The sequence below is a fragment of the Sphingobacterium hotanense genome (genome assembly GCF_008274825.1).
GTDB lineage: Bacteria > Bacteroidota > Bacteroidia > Sphingobacteriales > Sphingobacteriaceae > Sphingobacterium > Sphingobacterium hotanense.
Map to the genome: position 1 here is coordinate 1,904,440 of NZ_CP030848.1, position 26,210 is coordinate 1,930,649.

At 39.6% G+C, this 26,210-nt stretch carries 24 protein-coding genes and 1 tRNA gene; 3 read left to right on the plus strand and 22 right to left on the minus strand.

Annotated features, from left to right (window positions below; genetic code table 11):
* The first annotated feature begins 106 nt into the window (after positions 1-106).
* Together DSM08_RS07785 and DSM08_RS07790 are read left to right on the plus strand one after the other, a co-directional pair.
* Positions 107-188, plus strand: a tRNA-Leu gene (locus tag DSM08_RS07785).
* Positions 189-362: 174 nt separating this feature from the next.
* Complete coding sequence (locus tag DSM08_RS07790) at positions 363-1,592, plus strand: site-specific integrase (protein WP_187774011.1); 1,230 nt, start codon at positions 363-365, stop codon at positions 1,590-1,592.
* Between the two features lie 36 nt (positions 1,593-1,628).
* Here the strand turns inward: DSM08_RS07790 and DSM08_RS07795 are convergent, their stop codons facing one another.
* From DSM08_RS07795 to DSM08_RS07825, 7 genes are read right to left on the minus strand one after another with little or no spacing between them, the layout of a single operon-like run.
* The gene (locus DSM08_RS07795; RefSeq protein ID WP_149525632.1) at positions 1,629-4,679 is read right to left on the minus strand and encodes a CotH kinase family protein; all 3,051 of its coding nucleotides are present in this window, start codon (positions 4,677-4,679) and stop codon (positions 1,629-1,631) included.
* A 15-nt stretch (positions 4,680-4,694) separates the two neighbouring features.
* A complete protein-coding gene (locus DSM08_RS07800) occupies positions 4,695-5,759 on the minus strand; it encodes a hypothetical protein (protein WP_149525633.1) in 1,065 nt (354 codons plus the stop codon).
* 1 nt (position 5,760) lies between these two features.
* Positions 5,761-6,456, minus strand: a complete 696-nt coding sequence (locus DSM08_RS07805; RefSeq protein ID WP_149525634.1) for a hypothetical protein — start codon at positions 6,454-6,456, stop codon at positions 5,761-5,763.
* Positions 6,453-6,761: a hypothetical protein gene (locus tag DSM08_RS07810; RefSeq protein ID WP_149525635.1), complete on the minus strand. Its 309-nt coding sequence runs from the start codon at positions 6,759-6,761 to the stop codon at positions 6,453-6,455. Before DSM08_RS07810 ends, DSM08_RS07805 begins: the two co-directional genes overlap by 4 nt.
* A gap of 43 nt (positions 6,762-6,804) precedes the next feature.
* Positions 6,805-8,733, minus strand: coding sequence for a hypothetical protein (locus DSM08_RS07815; RefSeq protein ID WP_149525636.1), 1,929 nt, complete (start codon positions 8,731-8,733; stop codon positions 6,805-6,807).
* Positions 8,734-8,735: 2 nt separating this feature from the next.
* Positions 8,736-12,920, minus strand: a complete 4,185-nt coding sequence (locus DSM08_RS07820) for a phage tail tape measure protein (protein WP_149525637.1) — start codon at positions 12,918-12,920, stop codon at positions 8,736-8,738.
* A complete protein-coding gene (locus DSM08_RS07825) occupies positions 12,910-13,302 on the minus strand; it encodes a hypothetical protein (protein ID WP_149525638.1) in 393 nt (130 codons plus the stop codon). Before DSM08_RS07825 ends, DSM08_RS07820 begins: the two co-directional genes overlap by 11 nt.
* Before the next feature lie 380 nt (positions 13,303-13,682).
* Here DSM08_RS07825 and DSM08_RS07830 point away from each other — a divergent pair, with 380 nt between their 5' ends.
* Positions 13,683-14,258: a hypothetical protein gene (locus DSM08_RS07830; RefSeq protein ID WP_149525639.1), complete on the plus strand. Its 576-nt coding sequence runs from the start codon at positions 13,683-13,685 to the stop codon at positions 14,256-14,258.
* Positions 14,259-14,288: 30 nt separating this feature from the next.
* Here DSM08_RS07830 and DSM08_RS07835 read toward each other — a convergent pair whose 3' ends face one another.
* The 15 genes from DSM08_RS07835 to DSM08_RS07905 all read right to left on the minus strand — a co-directional run bounded on the left by DSM08_RS07835 (position 14,289) and on the right by DSM08_RS07905 (position 26,159).
* Positions 14,289-14,600, minus strand: coding sequence for a hypothetical protein (locus DSM08_RS07835; RefSeq protein ID WP_149525640.1), 312 nt, complete (start codon positions 14,598-14,600; stop codon positions 14,289-14,291).
* Between the two features lie 12 nt (positions 14,601-14,612).
* A complete protein-coding gene (locus DSM08_RS07840) occupies positions 14,613-15,047 on the minus strand; it encodes a hypothetical protein (protein ID WP_149525641.1) in 435 nt (144 codons plus the stop codon).
* Complete coding sequence (locus tag DSM08_RS07845; protein ID WP_149525642.1) at positions 15,044-15,691, minus strand: hypothetical protein; 648 nt, start codon at positions 15,689-15,691, stop codon at positions 15,044-15,046. The genes DSM08_RS07840 and DSM08_RS07845 overlap by 4 nt, the downstream gene beginning before the upstream one ends.
* A gap of 217 nt (positions 15,692-15,908) precedes the next feature.
* Positions 15,909-16,850, minus strand: coding sequence for a DUF6712 family protein (locus DSM08_RS07850; protein WP_149525643.1), 942 nt, complete (start codon positions 16,848-16,850; stop codon positions 15,909-15,911).
* 4 nt (positions 16,851-16,854) lie between these two features.
* A complete protein-coding gene (locus DSM08_RS07855; protein WP_149525644.1) occupies positions 16,855-18,219 on the minus strand; it encodes a hypothetical protein in 1,365 nt (454 codons plus the stop codon).
* The gene (locus tag DSM08_RS07860) at positions 18,216-18,467 is read right to left on the minus strand and encodes a hypothetical protein (RefSeq protein WP_149525645.1); all 252 of its coding nucleotides are present in this window, start codon (positions 18,465-18,467) and stop codon (positions 18,216-18,218) included. Before DSM08_RS07860 ends, DSM08_RS07855 begins: the two co-directional genes overlap by 4 nt.
* 88 nt (positions 18,468-18,555) lie before the next feature.
* Positions 18,556-19,614: a hypothetical protein gene (locus tag DSM08_RS07865; protein ID WP_149525646.1), complete on the minus strand. Its 1,059-nt coding sequence runs from the start codon at positions 19,612-19,614 to the stop codon at positions 18,556-18,558.
* An 11-nt stretch (positions 19,615-19,625) separates the two neighbouring features.
* A complete protein-coding gene (locus DSM08_RS07870; protein ID WP_149525647.1) occupies positions 19,626-19,859 on the minus strand; it encodes a hypothetical protein in 234 nt (77 codons plus the stop codon).
* Positions 19,860-19,942: 83 nt separating this feature from the next.
* Complete coding sequence (locus DSM08_RS07875; RefSeq protein WP_149525648.1) at positions 19,943-21,700, minus strand: hypothetical protein; 1,758 nt, start codon at positions 21,698-21,700, stop codon at positions 19,943-19,945.
* A gap of 22 nt (positions 21,701-21,722) precedes the next feature.
* Positions 21,723-22,670 carry a hypothetical protein gene (locus DSM08_RS07880; RefSeq protein WP_149525649.1) on the minus strand — a complete coding sequence of 316 codons (948 nt, stop codon included), beginning with the start codon at positions 22,668-22,670 and terminating at the stop codon, positions 21,723-21,725.
* Between the two features lie 39 nt (positions 22,671-22,709).
* On the minus strand, positions 22,710-23,357 hold the full coding sequence (locus tag DSM08_RS07885; RefSeq protein ID WP_149525650.1) for a hypothetical protein: 648 nt from the start codon (positions 23,355-23,357) through the stop codon (positions 22,710-22,712).
* A gap of 20 nt (positions 23,358-23,377) precedes the next feature.
* Positions 23,378-24,082: a hypothetical protein gene (locus tag DSM08_RS07890; RefSeq protein ID WP_149525651.1), complete on the minus strand. Its 705-nt coding sequence runs from the start codon at positions 24,080-24,082 to the stop codon at positions 23,378-23,380.
* A 14-nt stretch (positions 24,083-24,096) separates the two neighbouring features.
* Positions 24,097-24,552, minus strand: coding sequence for a YcbK family protein (locus DSM08_RS07895; RefSeq protein WP_149525652.1), 456 nt, complete (start codon positions 24,550-24,552; stop codon positions 24,097-24,099).
* A complete protein-coding gene (locus DSM08_RS07900; RefSeq protein WP_149525653.1) occupies positions 24,542-25,564 on the minus strand; it encodes a hypothetical protein in 1,023 nt (340 codons plus the stop codon). Before DSM08_RS07900 ends, DSM08_RS07895 begins: the two co-directional genes overlap by 11 nt.
* A gap of 49 nt (positions 25,565-25,613) precedes the next feature.
* The gene (locus tag DSM08_RS07905; protein ID WP_149525654.1) at positions 25,614-26,159 is read right to left on the minus strand and encodes a hypothetical protein; all 546 of its coding nucleotides are present in this window, start codon (positions 26,157-26,159) and stop codon (positions 25,614-25,616) included.
* Positions 26,160-26,210 lie beyond the last annotated feature (51 nt).

Sequence of the window (26,210 nt, forward strand, 5' to 3'; positions counted from 1 at the left end):
TTGAAAATAAATAAGTTCAAAATCAGTTAGTTTAGGGCTTGGAGTAAATTAATTTTTGCAGAATAGAGTAGAAGCCCTATATTTGCATCATTCCAAAACGGAATATGCCCAGGTGGCGGAATTGGTAGACGCGTTGGTCTCAAACACCAATGAAGCAATTCGTGCCGGTTCGATCCCGGCCCTGGGTACTGACAATAAAGCGGGCGTCATAGACATCCGCTTTATTTGTTTAAAAACTGTGTTTTTGGAGAAATAAAGCAACCTTCGACACGGGTAGTTTAGTATCATAATCCGATAGTTATGCTAATATTTTGCTAACATAATTTTCGGAAATGGATTTTAATGTAAATTCCCAGTCGGCTATGTTTAAGTTTTCTACAAAACTTCATGTCTACAAGCATCGAATTAAAAAAGATGGGCTTGTATCTCTTTACCTTCAAGTTTATATTTCCGTTCCTGGAAATACTGATCGTGATTATTTTCCTTTGAATCTAGAATGGCCGATGGCAAACATCGATTTTGAGCAGAATCGCGTAAAGGATCGATATCGTAAAGATCCGGATACCAACGATTATAATATGATCATCATGTCGCAGCGCGCAAAGCTGAATGAGGTTGCGAAAATCTATAGATTATCCAATCGCCAATTGACGACTGACACTCTTAGGCGAGAGCTTTTTTATTATGATTCCTTTCGGTCTGTTGTAGGCTTTTTTAAGAAGAGGCGTAAGGAACTTCTAAAATTGAAAGTCATTTCGGAACAAACGTGGAAGAACTACGGATCAACCATCCAGGCATTAGAAGAATTTAATCCGATGCTCCGCTGGGATCAGGTCAATGTTAAGTTTATGTATGAGTTTCGCGCGTGGTTGAAAAAAAAGACGAAGAAAGGCGGAAAGACCGTTGGCCATAATACAGTTTGGACGCGTATAAAAGACCTAAAATCTTTCTTCCGCGTTGCAAACGAAGAAATACAGGTATATGTTCCAAGCGAAGTTCTGGATTTTCCTAATCCTTATCAGGAGAGTGAAAGTACGTACTTGAACAAAGGTGAGATTATTCGGCTAATCCAACAACTGGATGTTGATGTTCTTAATCCGACGCAGTTTAATGTGTTGAAAGCATTCCTTTTTTGTTGTTTCTCCGGAATCCGGATATCGGATCTATATAACTCGAAATACTCTTGGATGTACTCTGAAAATTTCTTGAAATTTACCATGCAAAAGAATTCCGAGCGAAAGCCTAAGACTATTACCATTCCTTTAATTCCAATTGCTAAGATTTTCATACAGGGGGCAGGGGGGAGCTTGTTTGAGCTTCCAACGATGCAAGAATATAACAGAAGTTTAAAGGATCTTGCAGGGTTTGCTAGAATAGATAAAGTGATCAGCTCTCATGTGGCGAGGCACACTTTCGGCTATTTGATCATGAAATATGTGGGAGATATATATTTGCTAAAAAAGTTGCTTGGGCATTCGAAAATCGCTACAACAGAAAAATATGCGCATGTAGATGATGAGGACAATTATGAAAAAGCATTGCAAATTCAAGGCGATTTTGAACAATTATACAAGATTAAAAATTTTCATTAGCTTCTTTTTGATTAAGCCCCTACCGAGATAGGGGCGTTATGACAATAGCCAAATTGAATCCAAGACATTAGTCATTCTATGATGTAAGTAGTTTTGAATGTGTCTAGCGGTTAATTTCAGACCGCTATACCCGCCCCACTTCGCGTAGTTTTGAGCATAAATAGATCTAGGTATATGAGCCATTAATCCACGTACATACACGTCATCGAAAGTCTTATCGGAAATAACGCCCGATTTTCTTAAGTAAGTGTACCTAGCTTTCAACTCAGGAAGAAACTCCACTAGTATTCTATTTAAAAGCCCTTTCGACATTATTAAATCGTTGTTTGATAAATCAATTGTTTGTCCAGTATTGCGCGCGCCCATCGAGGCGTCCGTGTCGTAAGGGGTTAGGCTCCATCGGGTCGCGTCCCAGGTGACCGCGTTAAGATTATTGCCGTAACTGTCTACATGGTATATTAGTTCGCCCCAAATGGCATAATCTAGCCAGCTCTCGAGAACAATATAATCCTGATAGGTAGTTCTGAGATTAATCGAGCCGTTGAACACCCCTGTTCCCCAGTTAAAGAATCTATTTATACTATCAAGGACCGGACCAGCAGGCACAGGCATATTCTCTCCCTCATATCCGCTGATCTTAGGATTTCGGACTTCCCAGTCTACGCTATCAAAAGGCTCATGAAAATACGCTGTTAAATTAGAGCTGGATGCGTCCAAAAATATATGATTGTTGTTTGCGCTATCCATACCATAATTAGAACGATGCTTTTTAAGCCTATTCATATAAAGACCATGAAAAACATCATCAAAGTAAACTTCAATAGGTATCCCATCTGTATGATACAAAGCATCAGCGTCGTAAGCTTCTGCATCACTCATAGTAGTGTCCATTACACTAGTTTTATTATTTATTTTGTTGTGTGGCCAACTACGAGTTTTAGCCATTTCAAACCAAAGTCGAGCGTTACCTACATCTTTAGCCATAGTGTTATCAGACCAAAAGGCTTTTAGATGGAAACTGTCGGTTTCTGGGAAATAACCAAACTTGTATTTGATTTCTTTACCTAGCAAATTTTTAATCTCTAACGTATAGCCCTTTTTAGCAAACATTGCAGAGCCTCTACCTTGCACGGCGGTTGCCATATATCCCGAAGAAATGAAACGACCATCAGGATAGGATAGTTTAGCAAAGTTTTCAATTTCTGATCCGTTAGGATCGGTATTTATTGCTCCGTAAAGGTCAAGTCGCAAAAAATTTGGTTTATTCGCTAATACAACACTTGTTGTATTTGTAGGTTTTTCTAAATTGTCTTTTCGCCTTTTGATACTAAAAGAAAAAGAGCCGTTCGTAAAGTTCTGAACGGAAACAATACCTCCCGTCGTGTTCTCGTGCCCCGTTTTAGTTCCGATGATAATAGCGCCATCCCAAAGTATTAAAACATCTTTGAAGATGTACCTGTTAAGAGTGTAACTTACTCCACCAACCGTCTCTGTAAATACCGAGAGCTCTATTTTGTCAGCAGGTATCTGAGAGTAATCTAAATCCCCTTTTCTTCTAAAATAAATTGTCGGTCTGTATTGAGTAGCTGTAACTATAGAAGCGTTTACCATTTCTCCTTTTTTCACAGCCGTGAAAGCAGTGTATGCAATGGATGATATCTGCTCTAAAGCCCCTCGGTTCAAAAAAGTGATTTTCCCATCTACTGTAGACACATTTGCTTTTACAGTTGGTTTCTCAGCCTTAACTAATGGTAAGATTTCTGTACTCTCTATTTGCTCAATGAAAGGACGTAGGTCCTTCGCTAATCCTGTAATCTTGTATAACCTGGTTCTTGTTGTGAAAGTCGCATTTGTAGGGGTGGCTAATATAAGGTAGCCGTCTGACTCTAATACAAAGGGTTTACCAGCTCTAGGGGCATCCGATATCAATTGGTCAGGTTGCAGAGGATTCTTGAAGTACATCTGTATAACGTTCTCTCTAGAATTTACTCCTAAAGTTTTAACTAAAATCGCTCTAAGATCGTCGGTGTTCCCAGTGGTCTCAACTGCATAAATATCACCTTTTTTTCCGAAAACAGAAGCATTACGCCATCCGGTGGATGCGCCGACACCTGCATCAGATACATTTCCTACAGCAGAAAAGTCTAAAGGTATTTCTGTTATTGTGAATTTGTCAGATAATAATTCTGTTGTTTTCTCCGACCTTTCGTTTACAGCATTCCCCTTTTCGACAGTTAACTCGGGCAATGTTAGGTTTGACGCTATATTAAGTAGCATATCACTATCAGCAATAAAGCTTCCGTAATTCGTTCCCCTTACAACAGGACTTACGTCTGCCAATCTTGAAAATGTAGATTGCCCTTTTTTCTTAATCCAAACTCCGTCAGCTCCAAAAGTATCTAACTTATAAAAGTAAGTAACTTTATCCCCCTCTTTAATCTCTACATTCTGCCATCCCTTTTTCGTAGCGTTCGTTGTGATTATTAAGCCTGTATTGCTGATTGCCAAGTTCGTTGGATCAGTCATAACTACAGTTGGCTTCGGCGCGAATGAAGTTTTACCACCTTCAAAGACAACATCAAATTTTTCAGGATGCGTCGCTGGGCTTTGTCCTGTGGTAGCGGTTTGTCCTACTTTGACTTGATAAATAGCTTCGTTATTGAAGAATAACTGATCCCCGGCCACGTACCCCTGTGGCTTTGTCGCATTGAATTGCTCAATTGTCTTTCCATCCGCTCCCTTAGGCAAAGCCCCCATGTCTTTTAAAGACCAAGATGAGCCGTTCCAATAGAAATACCAACGTTTATTGGCAGTAACCTCTGGAAAACCTTGATAAAAGCCAGGTTGAGGCTCAAATTTTCCCTTACTATCCTCTGGGCCTAGCGGAATGAGCGCGGGTGACGCTTGAGTTCCGGGCGCCACGGGATCTAACAGTTCCGCCCCTCTGATATCCAGTTGGCCCTGTAACCAGCCAACCAGATCTTTGAACGGAGCTGAGCGAAAAGCATTCTCATTTGGCATCTGCCCCGGTATCAGAGCGTTGTCAAAATCTATTAGAGGAGAGAGTTTATTTAATTGTGAATCCATGATTAAATATGCTGTTTAGGTTATTGATAAGTTTGATTTGAGAGTACCAAGTTTTGGATAGTATTCCCTTGTATTTGAGGGCCAAAATGTAAAAGAGTAGCTATTGACTGCTCCATGAGTGTGCGCGACCTGAGTTTCCGACGTAATTATTGGTATAAGACTTCCTTCGTAGAGGTGAAATTTCGATTTGCTGTAGATAAATTCAACAAACTGATTTTGTTCTTCGTTGGAGGCAATAAAACCTGTCGTTTTCTCGAACTCCAATTTGCGAACTGAATCATATTGGAATTCGACTTCATCGATAATTGCATTTGAAGGAGTACTGCTGTTCTTGCGGATACATTCGCCATTGAGCACTAATGAATCCCATCCTCCCAACCGGTTTAAATAAAAGAATACATCTGCTTTAAATGGGTAAATACCTCTGTAGTATATCTTCTTCTTCGGTAAAACGGTGGTGTTCGTTGAATCTACCGCAAAAATTTCAGCGAACTTAAAGTGGTCGCCGAGAATCTGCTGGAGTCTCCCAGGATTCACATTTGTTGATTGAATGATTCCAGGAACGAATGAGCCCAGCGTCTCAGTCTTAATAGTGCCATTCTGCATTGTAGCTTTCACTTTAACTTCGAGCCCTCGATCTGGAAACGCAGATAGAAACAAAGGTTGGTGGAAATACGCTTCAATTGCGTTTGGTGTTATGTTCAGCCAGTTGTTTCTGAAAAAGAAAGGGAGGTCATAAGGCTGAAATCTATTAAAACCGTTGATCATCTGGAACTCAAAATCAACCGGATCGTCATCGGAATCGTTCAAGATAACTTGGAAGGTTTTAACAGCTTCTGGGTGTGTTGAAATGCTCAAGTGATATTGCGGTTGTTCGTTAAGTAATAGATGATCTAAGAGCTTTCTAAGTCTTATTTTAACGGGAATGCCATGTGGCCCCATATCAAACCGCTCATCTACTATCGTAGCCCCAGATAGTTTTATCGAACAAGAAACAGAAGGTTTATCGGAAGTCAAAATGATATCCGGCAAACTTTCTGAATAGTTGATCGCTTGTGGTTTACTTAAAAGGCTGATCATCCTAAAATTGTATTACATCGTACGACAAACCAAGGCTCGCACCCCAGCTGATTCCTTTTGGAGTGACTACTGGACCGAGCGTTATCCCTAGTCCCCATCTGGGCGATTTGGGGATTTTATTTACATCATAGACTTCGGTGATGGAAATACGTGGGTCATGGGCCATTATTGCAGACCTATATTGATATCTATGGAACAAGCTTTTCCGATATGGCGCATATGCCTGGGAGAGCTTGATCTTGGCTGATGGGAATATGGAGTCCGTCTTCAGGTCCACTTTTACATCAAATACGGGATCTTTTGACATCACAAGCCACTCTGTTTTTTTTACGGTATCCGGAATTCGTTCTCCTTTTCCCTTGGCACTCACGCTGACCTGCATAGATGTTAGTCGATCGATTTCTTTCGCGGCTACCTTTAGCGCAGTTGCTAATGTGTCAGCCAGTCCTTTGCTGACATAACCATCAACCGGACCTGTCGTTCTTATGGTATTATACACGTAGGTAATACTGGAAGAATCTCTGGTGGAATCGATAGGAACCAAGGGGGCGCTTTTATTCGCTTTCAGGGCGATATCGTATTGCTCCTGAAGGGTTTTGTATTCAGCCCTTTCTTTATTGAACTGTCGGAAATAATGAATAAACCCTATGCTGACAAAGATCAACGCTAGGATTAGTATAAATGTGGTCTTTTTCATGGCATCACTTTGTTTATTTCTTTTGTAGTTGATTTTCTTATCAAGGAATCATTCGCTTGCGTTTCCTTATCCCTCATCACATAGTCGAAAAGCCTGTTTCGAACATCGTCAAGCTGGCGATCCTTAAGGGATATTAATGAGTCTTTCCTTACTATTTCCTTTGAGCAACTCGCTGCTGCACGATTCAATCGGATTTCGCCAGTTGATCCCCATGTTATTAAAGCCGCCAGCAGAATTGCAAGCAATGTCATCTTGACATTTTTATTAAGGGCATCGAAAATCGGCTGGAACAGTTTCAATAACATGGAAGTAAAATTGGCGTTTATATGAAAATAAGTAAAGGACAGACTACGCCTCGACAAGATCCACTAGGCACGGAGAAATCGCATTTAAGCTGATGGTGAATTGCAGTTTTTGAATAAAGAAGTTACGGCCTTCAATATGTACCTTCTCCAGGATATCTAGATTTTTCAGGTCAATAGTGTTGAGTAAAATAGTTGTATTTACCGCAATTTTATTCTTTTCGATCCATTTGGAGAACTTCTTATGATATACGTTGTATAGCCCGTATTGTCCGTCCCAGGTCAGCGTTCGAGGCGAAAAGGTACTTGCTTCATAATTTGCACTTAAATAGGGATATTTTAACGAATTATTTCCTCCCACTAGTCGATCACCGTTGTGGTATAGCAGGTAAATATCTGTTGGTCGCTTTTCTCTGTCGAGATCTTTTATTCCGGGGACCTGCCATTGTTTCATTTCGCTATCTGAATCTATATTTCGAAAGAAAGTTGCAGGATATACCGGAAGAGGCACAACAGAGGAAGTCATGTCAAAGATGTCGTTATTTTCCTTTTCAACTGCAAAGTTGAAGCCGTCATCTACATACCCATAAGAGAACTGTGTTTCTGAGACAGGCCCGTTAACATGCTTTATTTCCGTCTGCTGAACAGATTTAACGATAGTTCGATCTTCAAAGCGAAATTCTTCTTGATAATATCCGGTTGCATCCAGCGTATAAGGATGATCCATTACAACGGCGAGCGATGGAACTTCAATTATTGAATTGCTGCTAATATCCTCTTTCTTCCGATTTTCAAATCCGTACACATATTGTTTTTTTCGCTGCACTTTGAAATCCAGCTCGGAAGCTATCTTTGAAGTCCAATCCTTAGAGACGTTTCCGGCTAATATAGAATCGTTTGATCGGATAATCAATTTCCCGGATTTCACTGCCATGGTCATACAAAACAAGTTCAATAAGGATTTGACGAAAGTATTGGAATCGACGTCTGGCATGAAATCTTTAAGTTCAATATATGGCGTGCTGGGATACGGGGCGTCCGGACTCGGCCGAGGATTGGACACCATCGGCGGGTAATCGTTATTAAAGTTCACTCCAGAGGGAGTGTCCCAGGGTATATCGCGCAAGCCCCGTTTTCGCCAAGTCGGAAAGTAGAATGTCGGCATGACTAAATGATACAGTTCGTTTTCTGTAAAGGGATTCTCACTGAGCAAACCTCCAAAAATCACATTGAATAAAAATCCAACTCGGAATTGCGGGAATATAGAAGCATGACTGCGATCCACAATCCGGTTTCTTCCTAAATCATCTTCAGGCTTCAAAATAAAGGTCTGCCTATATGGGTTATATAAGTTGATATACTCGTTATCCTGTACTGCATAGGGCGCTTTATCGAGAAACCAACCTGTGGAACTTTGAAATCCGCCATAGTCTTTTTGGCTTTCTACATATCGGGTAAAAGGTATGTTCGTGTTAACTATAGAGATTGGAGCAGCAATAACATCGCCCCGGATACCATCCGAGATCCATGCAGCCCATGCTAAGTATGCTGCGGCGAAGTTATTAGAGTCTTCGTAGTCTACAGTATGGTAGCTTCCTTCAAAGTATTGGCGTCCGAGCTCTAAAGAATACATTGGCCCCTTCAGATGTTCATTGTAGTCGATCCCGATGAACTGAAGCTTTATGTTTTTGAAGTACTGTAGAAAAATAACGTGCCCCTTCAAGATTTCCATACTCTGAAATCGGATGCTTGCAGGCTTATTATTTTTGCTTTCATCTTCGTTTATTCCATAACTACCTAGACGGTTTGGAAATCCAAATGCTTGTAGGTTTTTAGGAGTAGGAGGTATCTCGAAATTCAAGGAATAAGGGGCAGGAATTCGATCTTCCAGCATTAATGGATTTTCAATAGTAAAAGCTAGCTGGATGTCCTTATCTAAATCAACATTAACACCAGCAATTATAATTTCAAGCATATTTAAAAATTTCCGTTTGATTCAGATTGTTTATACTCTTCCATTTTTTCAATGAATCCATCTTTACCCAAGAGAACGACTTTAGCGTGTAGATTCGATAACTTGGTATCTAGCGACTTTAATGTTTCCATATTCTTGATTAACAAGTTTTCGATATTGTTAGTATCACTGACAGTTCCTGTGGTACCGCCGGCTATTCTTCCACCTGCTTGTCGCGCTGGAAGTCTCGGAGACATGGTCTGAGCGATGACGTCTGACAACGTCATCGTGCTGATACGGCCGTTTCTCTGTGCTGTGTCAAGAACGTCGAATATAGGGCTGATTGATGGGTTAGAAACAGCTTTTGCGTTGGCAACCCATTCCTCACCATTTTCCCCGACAATAACCGTCGGAGAAGATATGAAGCCGCGTTTACCTGGTTTGTTCTTTGCGCGGAATTTCTTACCGTCCTGTTCTCGAATAACATCCAATAATTGGCCTCCAGTTTCCGCTCCGGGAATTTCAGGTAGGGGAGTTGCGGCGATAGTGCCGATTTGGATTGCGCCAATAGCTGCAACGAGAGCCATTAAATAAGGGTTTGGAAATGCTGCAGTTATGCCGCGAGCAGTGTTGACTATAGCTGACATGAGCGATACGTTACGTTCGCGTTTTGCGTGATCGCGTGCAACTTTAGCCTTTTTCTTATCCATGTCCGCGTCCATGTTCTCGACCAGTTTGTTGTAATTCTCTTGAGAGATGACTCCATCATCCAGGCGCCGTTTAAGGTTATCCTTCTTCTTATTATTAGCGGCCTCATCTTTTTGCAATTGAGCATTTTCTTTGGCGGCGACCATCGCGTTATATTGCGACCATACTTGGGATAATGCACCAACAAGATTAATAATCTGTTGAATCCGTTCTCTGAGGTCTCCTGTATTTTTGAATAAGTTCTCCCAGTCTCCAATCGACATCCCAAGAATATCGAACTTAGCTCGATCTTGCTCAGCCTTATCTGTCAGTTCATCAGTTTTATCTGAACCTTTTAGTTTCGCAATCTCTTCTTTTAACTGACGAATGCGGTCGATTAAAACTTTTTTCTCTTCTTCTGAAAGGATTTTGTCAGAAAGAACTAGTCCTTCGAATTCACCGCTAGCTTGGGCTCTTTGCAATGTTTCAATCAGGTCTTTTAATTGTTGTTCCATCATCGCCTGCTCTTCTAACATTTGCTGATTTTGTATTACTTTACGAGCTTGGGAAAGCGTCCTGATTTGCGATAGCTCCTTTTTAGAAAGCGTCGCCGAAAGGTACTGTTTCGCTTCATTCAACGTTCTGATTTCACTTAGTTCTTCATTGTGTCGAATTCTCAAGTCTGTGATGATGTCTCTATTTGCAGATATACGAGCGTCGATTTCTTTAGCTATTGTGTCGGAATCAATTTTCGCCAGATTTGCGGAATGCTCTCTCTCTAAAATTTCAAGAGCATCAAGTTGACGTTTGGTCATGGTCTCGCGCGCAACACCCAAAAGCCCAGCTTTAACAAGTCTATCCTGATAAGCGGACTTTTCAGCTTCACCTTCTGTTTGTCTTTTTATTAATATCGAGTCGATATAACTCTTCTCAGCGTCAACGCGTTTTTTCAGTTCTTGATTTGCAGTATTCGTGACGGTCTTTAGTGACTCGCCATACTTTTGGTTAATCGAATCTAGTTTGCCTTGATATTCTTCCTGGTATTTGGCAAGTTCAACCAATTGGGATTTGTCGAGCTCAGAAAGGTCCTCTCGGAAAAGCCCCTTTTGTTGAAGCAGATCCTGATGGTGATTTTCAGCATCATCTAACTCCTTTTGGTAGGCTTTTCTGCGTTTGGAATCAGCCTTGGAGTCAGATGTTGGGATTACGGTATTATTGTCATCGTTATTATCAGTGCCGTTGACAACTTGAATATTCTTTGCGATATCTTCTTCTAGTTTTATAATTTCATCAGCAAACCGTTTTTCCTGCGCCTCTATAGTTTTTATATTGCTTTCTACATGCTTGTTATAAGCGATCGCCCAATCGTTAGAAAAGAAAGTTTCAGAATTTAACGCTTCATAACGTTCCCCTAGGCTTGCGCCGCTAAATCCGCGTCTTTTGCGTTCTTGCTCATCGAACTTTTGTTGAGCAAGTTTCTCCAGCCGATCTCGCATTGCTCGCACGGTAGCTTGTTTAACCAACGATTTGGTGTACTCGTCAATTGCTTTTTTTGCATTTCCGGCCATAATTTCCTCATCGGTATAATCCTTCAATATGTCTGGCATTATTTCTCTAAGTCGCTTTACTGCCGCCAGTCTAGCCCCATCAGCTTTAACTTTATCCAATGCTACATTTATATTCTGTTCGATTGAAGCAGTCTCAGCGATTACGCTTTTATTTGCTTCTAATAAGGTTTCATTGTATGATTTTTGCACAACTTCAGCTTGCGACATCCGTTTGGATTTTAAATATAGTGCTGTAGTAAGTGCGACAATAGCAGTAACCAATAAACCTACTGGATTAGCTCTTATAGCAGCATTCCAAAGCCTGGTGGCAGTGGTAGCTACGCCTGTGGCCTTTGCACTTGCATATTGAGCTATCGTGTTGTAGTTAATCGCAATTGTATATGTCGTGATCACTGTAGTTAGAAAGGTTATTAACTTCCAATTTTCACCTAAGAAAGTCATCATTGTTCTCAATCCTGTAATGAACATTGAAAACAGATTCAGCCCTTCAGTCATGACAGGCCATAGCTTTTCTCCCAACTCAATCCACAGAGCTTTTACTTGTTTTTGAGCCATCTCAAGCTTAGCTGCTGCGGACTGATTTTTAAGCTCGTATTCGTTCGTGATAGAAGTTCCGTCAATCATTGACTTATTCGCTAAATCCATTGATGATGTAAGTACATCGACGTTATTTGCTAAAGAACCTATAACTCCAATAACACGGCCCCCATCTTCACCCAGATCTCCGAGGGTTGCGGCCAGCTCATTTATACCATTTGCATTATTCTTGACGCCCTGTAGCACTTTCGTAAATGCACCCATGAAATCCTTTTCAAGAAGTGCCTTGAAATCTGTAATTTTCATTCCAGCGTACTTACTATAAGTTTCTGCTTCGGAAGCCAGTTTTAAGAATAGTTTTGATAACGCGGTCGAAGATACCTCTTCGGTTTGCCCAAGCTGATCTAATGCCGCACCTAAACCGAGTATCTGATCTATTGATACTTTAGCCAATGGCGCAACACCAGCCATCCTCCGAGCAAATTCGACCATGTATCCTTCGTTCGCAGTCGAAGCCATACCCAGCTCGTTAAGGGCGGACCCGACTTTAAGAAATGCCTCCTCAGTACTATAAAGGTCTTTTAACTTAAAAATATCAACGAGCTTTCCTATTTTATTAACAGTCTCTTCTACATTTCCACCGAGATCCTCATTCAGAGAAACAATGATCTGGTTATTAGCTTTAACGAATTCAGTGATCTCTGATATCTCTTTGTAACCTAGCTTTCCAGCGATTCTTGAAAGGCCCAATAAGTCTTCTTGTGATGTTCTTGTTTCGATTTCACTCAGCTCTCGATTTAGTTCCTTTACAGAATCTTTGCTTAGATTCGTCGTTTTCATGACATCAACCAAAAGATCATCGAAGGTTGCATATTCTGTGATTGCTTTCCTAACCCCGAGGCTTATAGCCGTAAATGATACAGCAGCGGCAGCAGCAGTAGATACCCATCCTTTGAATCTGCCACTTAGTTTGTTAATTGAGTTTCCAGTTTGTTCAGACCCGACTTGGAGCTCTCCTAATCTTGCTGAAACAATTTCAATCTGCTTAGCGTATTGAATGTATTGTTCGGATCCAGGTATGCTGTTGTTTCTTAGGCGTCGTAGGTCAGTAAGTTGCCTTTGCAGCTGGCTAAGTGTTTTTTGTTCTAGGGAAAGTGAGTTGATTAGCTTGCCCTGCTCATCCTTTAGTTCTTTTACACGGTCTCGATTCAGCTTAATCTCCTTCGATAATTCTCTGTACGCCTCTGAGTCTTTCTTTCCTTCCTTTGCTAGGAGGGCCTGCTGGTTCTGCAAGTCCTTAACTCTCGACGAAGTATCAGTTATTTCACGCCCAAGTTTATTGATATTCTTCTGAGCTTCATTAGCATTAACAACAACATCTAAAGCAAGTGTTTCTGCTTTTAATTTACTTGCCATCGAACGCTCCTTTCCAATTTGCGCGAATTAAGTCGACGGTTTCTTGTGTAAACTCAAATTGTAATCGTTCAGCGATTCCATAGTAATGTCCCATTACAAAACGATTATATATTCGCATTCCACGCGCTGAGCTTCGCTTCGTTTGGCCGCGTCTGCTACGTCGAAATTTTCTTCTGATATCAAGGAATCGTGCGTACGCTGGTAGTTCAACGTGTAATTGAGGATTGGCGTCAGTCCCAGAAACAATTGCTTTTCTATTTTTAATCAAATTCCCTGATCGAACTTTTGTTGCTGATGAAATAGCAATTCCTTGGTTCTTTATGAATCTAATTCCCTCTTCCTTTAAAATATTCCGTACGAACGTGCTTCTTATTGCATCCATGATGAGTAAGTTGATAGACGAAAGTACTAGAGCACCGTAGGTGAATAAAGGACATGCACCTGGTGCAAACCGAAGGGGTTTCAGTAGTGGGAGGGAAGGGTTTACTTAAATAGTGATCTAAGAATAAGGAGGTCAATAAAAACAGCCTTTAATATGCGTTAAAGGCTGTTTTTTAAATGGGCTATCATATATCTGGAGCTTCGAAAAGAAGTGCAACTGCATTTTCGAAACAGGGCGGGCTGGTGTAAAAACACCGCGGAGCAAAGCTCTATAAATTTATTATGGCGTTTACTCCTGATAATCAGTTGTTTTTGTTATTTCTAATTGTGAAAACAAAGTATTTTCAGTATTTTTTACATGCAAAACTAAATAAATCATTTATGGAATTTAAAAATACTCTGCAAAATGAGTTTTATGATTTTAGCTCAGACGTCATCAAAGACGTTACAAATAAAATAAAATCTAGGAGGTATGGAAATCTTTCTACAATTAAATCCGAATCACTCAAAGATTTTGATAATCGTTTCAGAGGAAGATTTGAAATAATGGTAAACCCCAAGGTTACAGATGAAATAATTCCAAGAGAAAAAGCCTCGGAATATTTCGGAAATCGGATCGACGGATGGGCGAGAGAGTTCGAAGTATCCAAAATTTCCTATCCGATCGAATACGAGTTTAGAAGTGAGGTTATGGAAAAGAACATTCAAAAGAATAAGCCGCGAAATTTTGTGATAGAAAATAATAGATTGTCAATCTATTTATTTGGTTCGGTAGGTGATAATGAGATAGAAGTTACAAAGAAGGAACTCAATACGTTTGTAGAATTAATTTCAGAACTTCAAACTGAGATGGATGAACTCATCTCCGAATCTAGACGGACCGTTGAAAGAGAAATTGATGACCGTATAGAAAAGGAAGAACGACGCATCGAACTAGAAAAGAAATTTAAGTTATAAAGAAGAGCCGAGAATCTAATCTCGGCTTTTTTATTTGTATAATGTTATTTCATCAGCGGTTAAAGACGCAAGCATAGCACTGTCGTTCTGATTGCGAATCTGTAAGACTTCCCCTTTCCTAAGAAGACCGGTGCTACGTCCGTAAACGTACAGATTTTTAAAGAAGTTATTGGGATTTTTATTGATTCTCAAAACTTCCGGATAGATATAGAATATCCCATTGGAGGTGGTTTCCAAAAGCTTTTTACTCTTCAATTCATCAATAAGAATAAATTTTTCTGTAATTGACCCCACGGTTGGAGTTGGCTTCTTTTGCTTACCTAGTTTTTTTAATAAACCCATAATCAAATATAATTAAGCTTCTAATGCTAGAGACCAGCCAAGGTACCCTCCAAAAATATTATACTCTGGTATTATATTTACTGATGAGATATTAATGTTGGGAAACAAGTGGCATAGTTTGTTGTCGTATCCGTTTTCTCCGAAAAGGAATTCTTTCATTTCGATCACTGCATCTTGAGTCGTTGCATACTGCTCTATTTCAGATTCGTTTGACGCACCTTCTTTCTGCTTTGTAACCATATAAAACAACATCTCATGTAGAGATCTGTAAGAGTCAGCTTCTCCGGTGAATGAGTGATTTGGATAGACCGCTACTAGGTTGATGCCAGGCTTATCTTTTATTTTTTTAGATCCTTGCTCATCAGTACTGCAAAGCACATACGCGTTTATTTCAAGATTGTCGACAATCGTTTTACAGAGATCATCAAATTGTTTAACTCTTATCATTTTTGTTTTGGTTGATCTTGATGTTTTTTTAATAAATAGAGGAGAACGTCATAAAGCAATGTGTTTCCCGTTCCTTCGGCATCTCCAAATACCCCTGATTCTGCAATATCGAGGATTATTCCGGTCCATCCCAAACTAGCTTTCTGACTGTTGTTGTGATTCGAGCTTGATTTTGGGAATAAGACAGATAGATTGACATCTATCCCATCTATTACGATATCCTCTTCCTGCAAGCATCTCACACAATATGAAAACCATATTGCGATCATCTGCTTTTCCCAGCTGTAAACATTCTCAAAAACGCTAGGTTCTATAATATATTTATGAAATGATATTCGATTCCCATGACAATTTTTCGGGCGGTATATTGTCGCAATGAAATAATCTAAGTACAGGGAACCTTGATCCGAATCGGAGCAGTTCTCAAAATATTGATTCAGGAACGATAGTGCTGTTTTGAATTCATTTAAAGTTATGTCGGTAAGCAAATCGGCGGGTCCGAAGAACTTGTCGTTCAGCACTGGAAAATTGTTTCTTATAGTGCGATAGTTGAGTTCAATATTCCCTTCGACGTTCTTATCGAACACCCAACTGCAGAACAGCTCGGAAAACTGAAAGATCCGCTCATTAATCACCTTGTTCATGCCTAACCTCTCCCTAACAAAGTGTAAAAGCCCGAATTTTACTCCTGTAAATTTAGAGAAAACATGAACCTTAAAATCTAGCAATGACAACTTACCGTTCATTACACAAAACGCTTTATTTAAGATATACCTAACTTGAGACACGCTGCATTCATCCCATTCTGCAGGTATCTCAATAATCTCTTTTTTTGAGGGGAATTCTAGTATGTTCATATTCCTATGTACTTGCAAATTTGCTTTTTGGATCATTTCGTGGCAGAAGCTTGTATTCCAGATATTCTGGAGTCTGCTCATATCGCTTTCTTTTTATCTTATCGATAAAGTTAAAGGCATCTTCTTCCATTCGTTTTCCGAAATAGGATATTTCTTCTTTCGTCGCAGGACGGCTTGCGTTGAGAGATTGGCTTTCAGACTGTAGCTTCTTTACTATACCAACAGGAAGGACCTGAGTATTCAACCTGCGCACAGCAAGCGATATCGTAGACAGAACTTGTGCGCGCTGGGTAAGTTCTAATAGTTCTCCCTGATATTCGTTAAGATCATCATTCTGAAACGCATCTAAAAGTGATCGATAATCGTCTCCTAATGCCGGACGTAACTCGAGAGATTGGACTTCTTGTAGCAGAGGAATGCATAGATAATAAAATCTCGCTGAATTGTCGATTGGATAATAATCTCCAAAAACTTCAGTATTATTCACAAATAGTCTCTTCGCTGCCTTTTTTTGAGGGGAGTCTATCCAATGTTCGTTTTCCGTTTTGTCGAGGTAAGAGATCAATTGATCAATAGCACGTTGCGCGCCGGATAGATGGGCTTTGTCATCTCTATCTAACATCCATTCCCAGGGTAGTTTTTCGTTATCGGAATCTACTTTTATCTTCCTAGTTGACTGATCGTGCGAAACAATGTTCAACTGGAAGTAGCGATACACTGACATGAGTGCTATGGGAAGCTGGACTTTTTGCAACAAATTCATGTCCGATTCGCTAGGAGAGAGGTTGTCCGCAATGGCCTTAGCTTGGTTGATTACGTCATCTCCAACAATCTTTGACAGTTCATCGGTCTCAAGTTCGATATGTTGCTGAATCCGGTCGAAGTCATTCGATTCGTACCAGGAAGTAGTTAGCTTTCTTAGTGTGCTATTATCCTTAATAATCATAATATTATACTTGATTGGTCACTCTGTTGCTTGGAGAAACTTCATCCTCTTTCATAATTACCTTTCTGTAGAAGCCTATTTTGAAATCCTTCTCAGGCCAATTGATAGCTATTGCCTGATTCACCGCTTCGAAAATGATTCTTTCAGGAATATTCACGTCGGTGAGAACATGGAACTTTGCTGCGTATAGTTGCTGAGAACCTCCAGAAAACGAGTTGTTCGTTATCAGATTTGCGAGTGCTGGGTTAAGCCCCATCCCCGAGGTTGCTGCTGAATCAGCCTTTTCCGACACTTTCACTTGAGCTTCGATGAAATCCTTAATTTTTTGATCAATAGGTTCAATCTTCCACTGACATAGCTCCCCTTCATCGTAAAAATCTACTGTTTCAATAAATTTACCTGCATTCTCCTTACCGGATAACGCAGCTGCTATTGAGCGAAAGAGCTCTTCCTTAATTTCGCTAAGTCTTTTATCTATCTGCGCGTCTGTTTCCTGCGGGTATCTTTCCTCTAATTTAGACTTTTTGTCATCCCAATAACCTTTTGGAGAATGGATATGAAAGGCAGCAGAAATTCCATTGTCCGTTAGGTAGTTTATTATGTCAGGAATCTCGGATGCCGTCACTAACCAGTTTAACGTACCATAGTAAGAGGGAATTGAATAGAACGAACGACAATAGCTATATAAATTGTTATACGACATGGAAACTCCATGTCTAAACGGATCATTCTTTTGAAATACAGGATATGTTGCTACTCCAGAGTGAAGGCAGTTGTTTTCGAAGTCTCCGACGTATATATTCCTTACATTTTCTAAGCGTTTTTCTGGATGTTCTGGCCATTCCAGTCTCGCCCAAGTGTTGAGCACCGGTTCTAGTTTAGCGATTTTTGGCTTTCCTCCGATTCGAGGGGCTTTGTTTCTGTACCAACGAGTGTAGACACCTTTGAGATGCATGAATTCTGTCGTTATAATTTCAACATATCGGTCAAAATCCCACGACTTTAACCATGCTTCAATCTCAGGATCTTTAATAGGCTTTCTGACTTTCTTATCGTGCTCCTCGATCATTTCTGAATATAGAAACGGACCCTCCCCATACTGGAGACCAATCTTTCTCTCTAGAATTCCGGGTCCAATGTTCGATTTGTCCATTATTCGGCGGATCATGGTCGGCAAATCGTTATTGTGTCCATAAGGTACCATTTTTTTGCCCATTACTATTGCTGGATCGGATTCCCAAGAATTATTCACAGAGAGCAGCCTTGTGGACCAAGCGTCATCTGTTTTGTGAGTCATCGAAACGGTATAGACAGAGCCGTCCGGCAAATGAATTGCTTTTGAATTATCTGTGATTTTTTCAGTTCTCATTCAGTTGAAAATTTAAGCGATTGGCCGTTTAATGATAGCAGGCAACAGTGCCAAAACCTGCGTGGCTCTCCGTTCTTCGTATTGACATATTCTTCCTGCAGTTCGGCGTATTGGTTGAAATCAGAACTTCCTCTTTTCCGTAATCGAGCAGATTGCACTTCAATAATACCATCGGTGGTTCCTCTAGAAATTGAGTAAGACATGAAAGTGAAACTGAATGATTTTCCTTGTTTTGAAAGTTTTCTCATTTCTGAAATGGCTTCGAATATAGTCATAGAAAAACACCTTTGATTTTTACCAAAGGTGTTTCAAATATGTTGTCTTATAAAGGACAGCTTACTTATTAGACAAGTCTTTAATCAATTGAAATAAATCGATATTAAGTAGCGATAAGGCTCCGTAGAAACTAAAAAGAAAGGTTAAAATAAGAATGAGGATTCCCCCTAAATTTAAATTGTTTTTTTTATTGCCAATAAATGGAGATAACAAACCAACAACACTGGACCAGGATAGTAACAATAATAGTATCGAAGCGATGCACCAATACCAAGGGGCAGAGGAAAACCAAGGTAATATGATAATGGGAAGTAAACTCGTGGTAATAAAAACGATTAACATTGATTCAATAAACCTGTTGGTTGTCATACGAGTTCGGTAAAAATAAGTTACGTTCATATTCAAGACGTTCGAATATGGTATGATAACGACATGACCAGGAATTGCTTTTATTTTGACTTCTTGTGTATCCTTTGATTTCGTATAACGTTTTGTTTCAAGTAATGATATAAACTCCAACGATCCCTCTTTATTGGTTTTGTAATTATATAATATGCCCGAATACAAAAATGAGTCGCCAGAGGCTTCTTTAACAATTAAATCAAGCTGAGCAGAATCGAAAACTCTAAAATTAGTGACTGAATCGTCGTCAAATATTCTCTTATCATCACGAAATAGATATTTCCACTCTGAATCGAATCTAAGCACAGGAAATATTACGTCTAGTTTGAATTTTCGAATAATATTAAATCCAATTAATCCGAATGTGGCAGCGATTAATAAAGAATATAGTAGTTCAAGCAACAGATATATTATCTGTTTTGTAGATATTACAGGCAAAGAATTAGAAACCAGTTTCTCATGAATATTAATTAAACGACGGTAATAATCGATAAACTCGTAAGAAGATATTTGACTAATTCCAATGGTGAATAATAATATAGTTATGATTTGGATTATAAATCCACAAAATAGACTTGTAATTATTCTGTCCGCAAAATTGCCCACCCCCGGTAATTTTTGCGGGTTATTCTGATAAAAAAAACGCTTGAAAACTATACCTGGTACTATCAAAAACAGGATATAGGCTAAGGATAGAATAGTTAAGCCGAAACTCATCAATATTACTGTTATATAGACAGAGTAATCTGAGTCTTATCTGAAAGAGTAATCGTTTTCGATGTCTGTTTTCCCCCTTTTTCCAACTCGGCTTTCAGTTCGTAAACCGTATCGAGGTAAAGCTTTTTGTCGTTCGGGTTCGATAGTAGCCTTTTTGTATCCACACTAATGACATCCATATCCGGCAAGAAGAACGAGCGGAATATGAAAATAATGTTGTCTTTTATTTGATTTATCAGTGGCATCTTTCAAAAACGATAAACGTGAATACATTACAAGTATAAAAACTTTTTTATACAATTGATTATTTATTATAATTTTTTAACGATTAACCGACAACCGACGTGTCTGAAATGTTATGTGTGATTTTATGCTTAACTAAATTTCGCCATTCTCTGCGCATCATTAAATACTTGAAGCTATCTGACGGATTAGTAGACTCCATCGGTAGGCGGTTGATTGGCAATTTTTCAGATGTTTTGTCTTTCGTAGTGACGGAGGACCCTTTTTTGTTTGGAACGATCTTGGTTCTCGCGCCTTCGAGCGAAGCTTTCAGTTGCTTGCATTCGAAGAAGTCAATTTCTACTTTCGGTAGCTTGTGATTACTACCAGAAAACAATTCCTGCATAAAAATATATTCTTCAGCTTGACCGATGTTGCCTTGATTTCTAGACATCAAGATTACCTTCCAGCCAGATCGAGTTTTACCATCTTCAAGGAACTCCATGGAGTTCTTAAATGTTAATGCAAGATCGACTTTCGCATCTTTATAATTATTTGCCGCTCTGTCATAATAAGCATGAATAACTTTCTCTTCATGTTTTGAAAAATATTCTCTAAAATTTGCGGTCAATTTTGGAATCCAATCCGGAGATAGAGTATACAGGAACTTTAGGATCCGGTAGGCATTATTCGGTTTTGGTTGACCTATCGTCATCGATATCATGTTACCAAAATCTAATCCTACTTCTATAATCTTTCGCCGATTTAAATACTTGAGAATTCTACAGTCTTCATTTTCCTCGATCCCAAAATGCTCGGCCCATCGCGGATCCTTTCCATCTTGGTAAAAATGCTTTTCACCTATATTAGCATAAAAGCGCTCGCCAGACTCCAGAGATGATTTCAAAGATAAAACCGCAGTATCCACATCACCTAAATCTGATTGGATTGCGTCTGTAAACCATTCTGGTGTAAGTATGTCAATATTTACTAATGACGAAGCTATAAAAAAGAGGGTCTGTCCGTCCTTGTGGAGGCGAACTGATTTCCACCTTTCGCGCCATCTCTCTTCCGTTCGAAGTTTTTTAGAAACTTCTTCATGATCATTTTTTTGCTGGTGATAGATCCGCTCTTGGACACATTCATTCAGCACGAAGGCCGCTTTTAAGATCCTAAGAACAGCCGATTTTTTCATTTTGTTAACCTGTTTTAAGATCCAGTCATGCTCTCCGATATTCTTCGTGTTAGGCATGTCTGTTGTAAAGGTATGACCTCGATAAAATACAGATTTGCCGTATTTTACTGCGTATCCACGCACGGCCTTTATTAGATTGGCGATCTTGTGCTCAGGAAAATACTTGACTTCATCACCTATAACATGAACGTAAGACCTTCCAGCCAAAGAAGCAGGCCGATCCAATGATCCGAAGGTAATGTTTAAGCCGGAAAAGAAAATCATTGTATGCTTGTAGGAAACCAACCTATTGTAAGGTTTCCAAAAATGTTCGCGTATCGTTTCAGGTAGATCTTCCTTTTCTGCATCCGAGAATTCAGGGGGCTGCTTACCTAAAACAAAATGAACACCTTCTTTAAAACCTTTCCTTTCCAAGCCCTCTAGTACGGACGGTAAGACGTTTTTTTGGAGATTGGAATAAGTATCCGAGACCCAAACTATAGGTGCGCCCGGCATATCATAAACCATTTCTGTTAACCTTTCAACGACCACTTCTGTTGTTTTAGCTGAGCCTCTACCCAGAACCATATACAAGAAACGAGGCAGTATCAACGCGGCAAATTGAGCTACCCAGTTGGCAAAGGCTACCGATATCTCGTCGGTTATTTTAATTTTTGGTCTCCAAGCCATTTGAATCGTTATAATATTTGATTTACTTTTTGAATTCCTCTTCAATTTTGTCGAGGCGACCTGAAATGTCGATTTTACTAATTAAAGCATCCTGTTTCAATGATACTTTCACGCTCTCTGGTTGATCTAAGGCATCAATTTCACTAGCGAGATCGATTCTGTTGATTGATGGCAGACCAGCCATCTCTGCATCTAAAGTGTACAATTTAACTGTTGGCATATAAAGTTCTTTCGCAAGCTTCTCTATATCTGGTTTATCGAGCTCTAACATCGATGCAGCCTGTTTTATCAGATTTCCATAAACCTCCCAATCTCTTGATGTTTCGGCGTTCTCTGCAACTACGTTCGCAGCCTGTTCCAGCTTATCTGCAAATTTGCCTCTAAGAGATTTCTTATTGAGGTTTCTGTTACCAAAGAAAAGGTTTAATGACTCCTCGTACATTTCGGAAGCACGTTGGTGTTTTAAACCAAAATTTTTTACAAAAAAATCGACTGTAGCTCTGCGTCCGTAGATGGAATCCATATCACGAATGAAAACCAGACTATCAATATAGAGTTGCTCCTCTATTGAAATGTCCTTGATTGAATTTCCTGCTTGGATATAATCGTTTAAATCTTCTAGGATTCTCTTGCTTTCGAACGCCCCAAAGACATCCATCTTGGATATTTTAAATGCCCGGGTTCTTTTAATTTCGTGAATCTGCTTTTGAGCTGCAACGTCACCTCTGACTGCGAGATGATGTAAGCCCATCCGTTCATCCATATCCTGCTTGATCTTTCCGGCATTTAATCGCTCCGATAAATAGGAATCATTGTCGCTAGCAACCTGACGAAAGACGGTTTTTCTAATCCCGAAGTATGTAGCAATCTTATCATTTGAATATCCTAGGCCTGAAAGGATTTCCAGTTTATCCCATTCTTCATCTGATAGGGATATGCCATGATGTTTTATGGGTTTGGTTTTATCCATATAACAAAAATGCCACTTGAGTAGTGGCATTTAAAGGACTTATTTTTTCTTAAGTATAAGTTTCGTTGCAACTATTTTTTCGGATGTCATAATTTCATAGTAGTCTTTTTTGTAAACACCTAGAGCCTTGGCCAGTTTAACGCAATCCGGATAAGATATGTTGAAAAATTTAATCTCCTCAAAGTTGAACTCAAAATCTAAGTGATTTATTCCTCTAGTTTTAAATGCATCAAACAGGCTGTCAAAGTCATTGAATTCATTGGGCGCTATGTTGGATTCACCTTTCGCGAGAATTGGCTTTGGGTGTAGTAGTTTATTCCTATCAGTGATAAACTTCGATAGAACCTGGATCGTAGGATCCTCATTGTCTGTTGAAAATTTTCCGGAAGAAAATATGGACGGATATAAGAGTAACTTATCCTTAAACCTTAGGTTAGAGAATATCTCATTAAATGGTTTATAATCGCTAAAGCCATACAAATTAACACATTGCAAAAGACAAATGTAGTTCAGGCTGAGCTCTATAATTGATGACGTTAAAGTATAAAAAGAATAAAATTTAAAATAATCACTCTCCTTTGTCAAATCTCTATATAAATTTCTTAATTCTTTGAACTTTAAGTCTAACGAACTTTTTATAAGATAAATTTCGCCATTCGCAAATAGGTATAACTTTCCGGCTTCCATAATATTGACAATATACAGAATTAAAGTAATAACCTATCTACTTCAGCCAACTGCATCCTGAACTCTTTTAATTTCGCCTCTCTTATAGGCCTGAGGTCCTCGCGATCTCCTTTTGTTAGCTTCGATTGCGTTCTCCAAATGTTGTTCTCCAGATTCCTTTTTTTATTGAAAAGTTCCATCGTACTCAAATTTCTTAGATCCTTGATACGCTTATATTGTAAAAAAATCCTGTGCTCGCCTAGTACTTTCTTGTTATCCAAGTAGTGCTTTAATTCTTTATAGATTTTATGGTTTTCAATGAAATTATCGACCAGTTTCGAAGCCGTAACCAGTTGCTCTTCATTGTTCGCGACGTTCGTCAATCCATTATATAGTTGAACACAGTTCGTGAACACGGTAATCTTATCTGAAATTAATAATTTCAGTTCTGGAGGGCATCCAGGATCAGACAAAAACGGCCATTGATTGCGAAGTTTTATAGAACTATTTTTCGGGCCTTCTAAAGCCGTTGTATCTACTGGCGTTTTCGCGGGTGCTGTAAAATCTAGCGGGATGTCAGCAGCTTTAAAAAGCGCTATCCTGATCGTTTGTAAGTGCTTTACAGGATTCTTAGAAACGATTCTGAGAACGGCATTACTCGGTTTAGCGTAGTCAATAAATAAACGAAGGCCGACTTCTACGTCAGCCCCGCTTATTAACCAATTATGGATTAGATTTTTTAGCATAGATAATACACGTTTTATCCATTCCAAGTCCTAGTCTTTCCGGAATCAATATGAACAAAGTTCTTATAATAACCGGTTCCGCCAGATGTTTTGAAATTCTTAATTGTCGATTTCCATCCTTTGATATTCCCATTAATGGGGTAGGTATCTAACGCGTTTCCCAAGATGTGCTCACTAGAAGTCGCTCCATTGACCGACTTGTTATACTGCGGCGACCGGTAGCTGGAAGAAACTCCAACTGGAGTTCCAAATATTGTACGCAATGTTTGTAGTTCAGCAATAATGTTTGCATTTATCCTGGTAAAGGTATTAGACTTGTTCTTTGTTAAGAATTCATGAAGCTTGAAACTCTCGGTCAGTTGAAAGTTTTTAGAATTGATGTTGAACTCTAGATAGTCACCATCGGTTTTAATTCCATGCTGGACAGCTGCCGCCAGGATGGCCAGAACTAGTCCATTTTTAGAGCTCATAAACTGATGGCTTTGAAAATACAGTTTCTAGCAATGGTTTAACTGCGGTCCACCCTTTGGAATCGCAATTCAAAAATTTTCTGGACCTGAATACGTTTTCTAGGAGATCTTTCGGGATATCGGATCTATACGCAGATCCTAAAATAGGATCTTTAGCCGTACCGTCTACTTGTAGCGGACGAGCATCTGGATACTTCTCGTTAAAGTATAACGAAGTTAAGAGGTAGCCTTTCTCCAGCGCATTATATCTTTCGATAATTTCGATCAGTTCTTCGGCGTTCAGTAGCATTGGTGTATGCGTTCCGTAACGATGGATAGGAAGACCGTTCTTTTCTAAAACGTTGGCTGTCCGTTTTGAGTTCTGATTGTACGTTCCACCAACTTTACCACCTTTTTCAAGAGTTCCGAATGCTTTCAAAACTTCGATATCGGAAAGCAATGTCGGTCCAAGCAAGAAGATATCATCGTTTGAAAGAATGAAATTTCCCGTCACCTCACCCGATGCTATCGCCATAAAAAGCTTATGCGTTACATCCGCTTGAGGGTTTTTTACCATTGAGGGCGCTGGGCAGTCGCAATCTTCTTTGATGAGGTATGGCTCATGCGGAATATGCACGATCTCCGGAGAGAACCAGTCTTCTTTGTCTCCCACGATAACTACTCGTACGTCTACTTTTAGATTTTTTTCGATAGAACGTAGTGCATATTTCAGTTCCTCGCCTGAAGCTTCTGATTTTAAATAGGGGATAACGAGCGAAAGACGAACATCTTGTGGCGAAATTTCGTTCTCTCGTTTTTCTGACGGTAATGATTCTGCATCATTGGAAATATGCGATACGGCGTAGGACCCGTCTTCAGATTTGTGGATGGAATTACTTTTCAATAATGAAGTTATTGTGCCAGTGATCTTACCTTTACTGAGGCCGGTCGTTTCCACCAGCTTGTCAATTGTGTTGCTTTCCGCCTTTATGGCTTCGTACACTTTTTGTTGGTTTTCAGTCAATTCTTTCATAAGCATAAATAAAAAGGCATGAGCAAGCCCATGCCTGAACAATTAAAAACTATAATCCACCTGCACCAGAGCCCGTAGCTTCTGGAGCTAATGCAGGTGTTTCACCTGCGTAAAACCCTGCAACGAAAATACCTCTGCGACGTTGAGCAAAATTGAACGTCGATTTGTTTGCTTCATTGTTGCGTTGGTTTTCTAGCGTGAAGTAAATCGGGTTGCATTGCCACCCATGCACTAGAGTACCGCGCCCATCACCACATTCATCAGTAATAGCAATGAAAGGTTTGCCTAACCACTTTTGCTTAAATTCTTCGATTTCAAGGTAGTTCCCAGGATGCGTAAATGATAACGTTTGGATATAACCTTCTTCGTCTTCTTCACCTTCCTGATTGTCAGGTCGAGAGATAGTCGAAGAAGTTGCATACATGCCGATCGCAGTGGCCGCCGCCTTCAGCGTAATGTCTCCACTAACGAGAACATCTTCCTCGCCACGCGGCGGGAATGATTCGATATCATCATATGGAATCAATATAATTCGCGAGTTCAGTCCGCCAGGTGCGCCGCTTTTCTTTTTTAATGAAACTTTTTGATAGGCCATTTTATTTAAAGTTTGAGTTGATTATTTAGTTGGAAAAGGCAGCAGCGAGCT

What these genes read in the sequence shown, in the direction of transcription:
- DSM08_RS07845 (WP_149525642.1), bottom strand. Translation starts at nt 15,691, where the DNA reads ATGAACAAGGTGATTAATGAGCGGATCTTTCAGTTTTCCGAGCTGTTC.
- DSM08_RS07795 (WP_149525632.1), bottom strand. Translation starts at nt 4,679, where the DNA reads ATGGATTCACAATTAAATAAACTCTCTCCTCTAATAGATTTTGACAAC.
- DSM08_RS07820 (WP_149525637.1), bottom strand. Translation starts at nt 12,920, where the DNA reads ATGGCAAGTAAATTAAAAGCAGAAACACTTGCTTTAGATGTTGTTGTT.
- DSM08_RS07895 (WP_149525652.1), bottom strand. Translation starts at nt 24,552, where the DNA reads ATGAGCTCTAAAAATGGACTAGTTCTGGCCATCCTGGCGGCAGCTGTC.
- DSM08_RS07875 (WP_149525648.1), bottom strand. Translation starts at nt 21,700, where the DNA reads ATGGCTTGGAGACCAAAAATTAAAATAACCGACGAGATATCGGTAGCC.
- DSM08_RS07835 (WP_149525640.1), bottom strand. Translation starts at nt 14,600, where the DNA reads ATGGGTTTATTAAAAAAACTAGGTAAGCAAAAGAAGCCAACTCCAACC.
- DSM08_RS07830 (WP_149525639.1), top strand. Translation starts at nt 13,683, where the DNA reads ATGGAATTTAAAAATACTCTGCAAAATGAGTTTTATGATTTTAGCTCA.
- DSM08_RS07840 (WP_149525641.1), bottom strand. Translation starts at nt 15,047, where the DNA reads ATGATAAGAGTTAAACAATTTGATGATCTCTGTAAAACGATTGTCGAC.
- DSM08_RS07885 (WP_149525650.1), bottom strand. Translation starts at nt 23,357, where the DNA reads ATGGAAGCCGGAAAGTTATACCTATTTGCGAATGGCGAAATTTATCTT.
- DSM08_RS07815 (WP_149525636.1), bottom strand. Translation starts at nt 8,733, where the DNA reads ATGCTTGAAATTATAATTGCTGGTGTTAATGTTGATTTAGATAAGGAC.
- DSM08_RS07855 (WP_149525644.1), bottom strand. Translation starts at nt 18,219, where the DNA reads ATGAGAACTGAAAAAATCACAGATAATTCAAAAGCAATTCATTTGCCG.
- DSM08_RS07865 (WP_149525646.1), bottom strand. Translation starts at nt 19,614, where the DNA reads ATGAGTTTCGGCTTAACTATTCTATCCTTAGCCTATATCCTGTTTTTG.
- DSM08_RS07850 (WP_149525643.1), bottom strand. Translation starts at nt 16,850, where the DNA reads ATGATTATTAAGGATAATAGCACACTAAGAAAGCTAACTACTTCCTGG.
- DSM08_RS07870 (WP_149525647.1), bottom strand. Translation starts at nt 19,859, where the DNA reads ATGCCACTGATAAATCAAATAAAAGACAACATTATTTTCATATTCCGC.
- DSM08_RS07800 (WP_149525633.1), bottom strand. Translation starts at nt 5,759, where the DNA reads ATGATCAGCCTTTTAAGTAAACCACAAGCGATCAACTATTCAGAAAGT.
- DSM08_RS07810 (WP_149525635.1), bottom strand. Translation starts at nt 6,761, where the DNA reads ATGTTATTGAAACTGTTCCAGCCGATTTTCGATGCCCTTAATAAAAAT.
- DSM08_RS07900 (WP_149525653.1), bottom strand. Translation starts at nt 25,564, where the DNA reads ATGAAAGAATTGACTGAAAACCAACAAAAAGTGTACGAAGCCATAAAG.
- DSM08_RS07825 (WP_149525638.1), bottom strand. Translation starts at nt 13,302, where the DNA reads ATGGATGCAATAAGAAGCACGTTCGTACGGAATATTTTAAAGGAAGAG.
- DSM08_RS07890 (WP_149525651.1), bottom strand. Translation starts at nt 24,082, where the DNA reads ATGCTAAAAAATCTAATCCATAATTGGTTAATAAGCGGGGCTGACGTA.
- DSM08_RS07860 (WP_149525645.1), bottom strand. Translation starts at nt 18,467, where the DNA reads ATGAGAAAACTTTCAAAACAAGGAAAATCATTCAGTTTCACTTTCATG.
- DSM08_RS07790 (WP_187774011.1), top strand. Translation starts at nt 363, where the DNA reads ATGTTTAAGTTTTCTACAAAACTTCATGTCTACAAGCATCGAATTAAA.
- DSM08_RS07805 (WP_149525634.1), bottom strand. Translation starts at nt 6,456, where the DNA reads ATGAAAAAGACCACATTTATACTAATCCTAGCGTTGATCTTTGTCAGC.
- DSM08_RS07905 (WP_149525654.1), bottom strand. Translation starts at nt 26,159, where the DNA reads ATGGCCTATCAAAAAGTTTCATTAAAAAAGAAAAGCGGCGCACCTGGC.
- DSM08_RS07880 (WP_149525649.1), bottom strand. Translation starts at nt 22,670, where the DNA reads ATGGATAAAACCAAACCCATAAAACATCATGGCATATCCCTATCAGAT.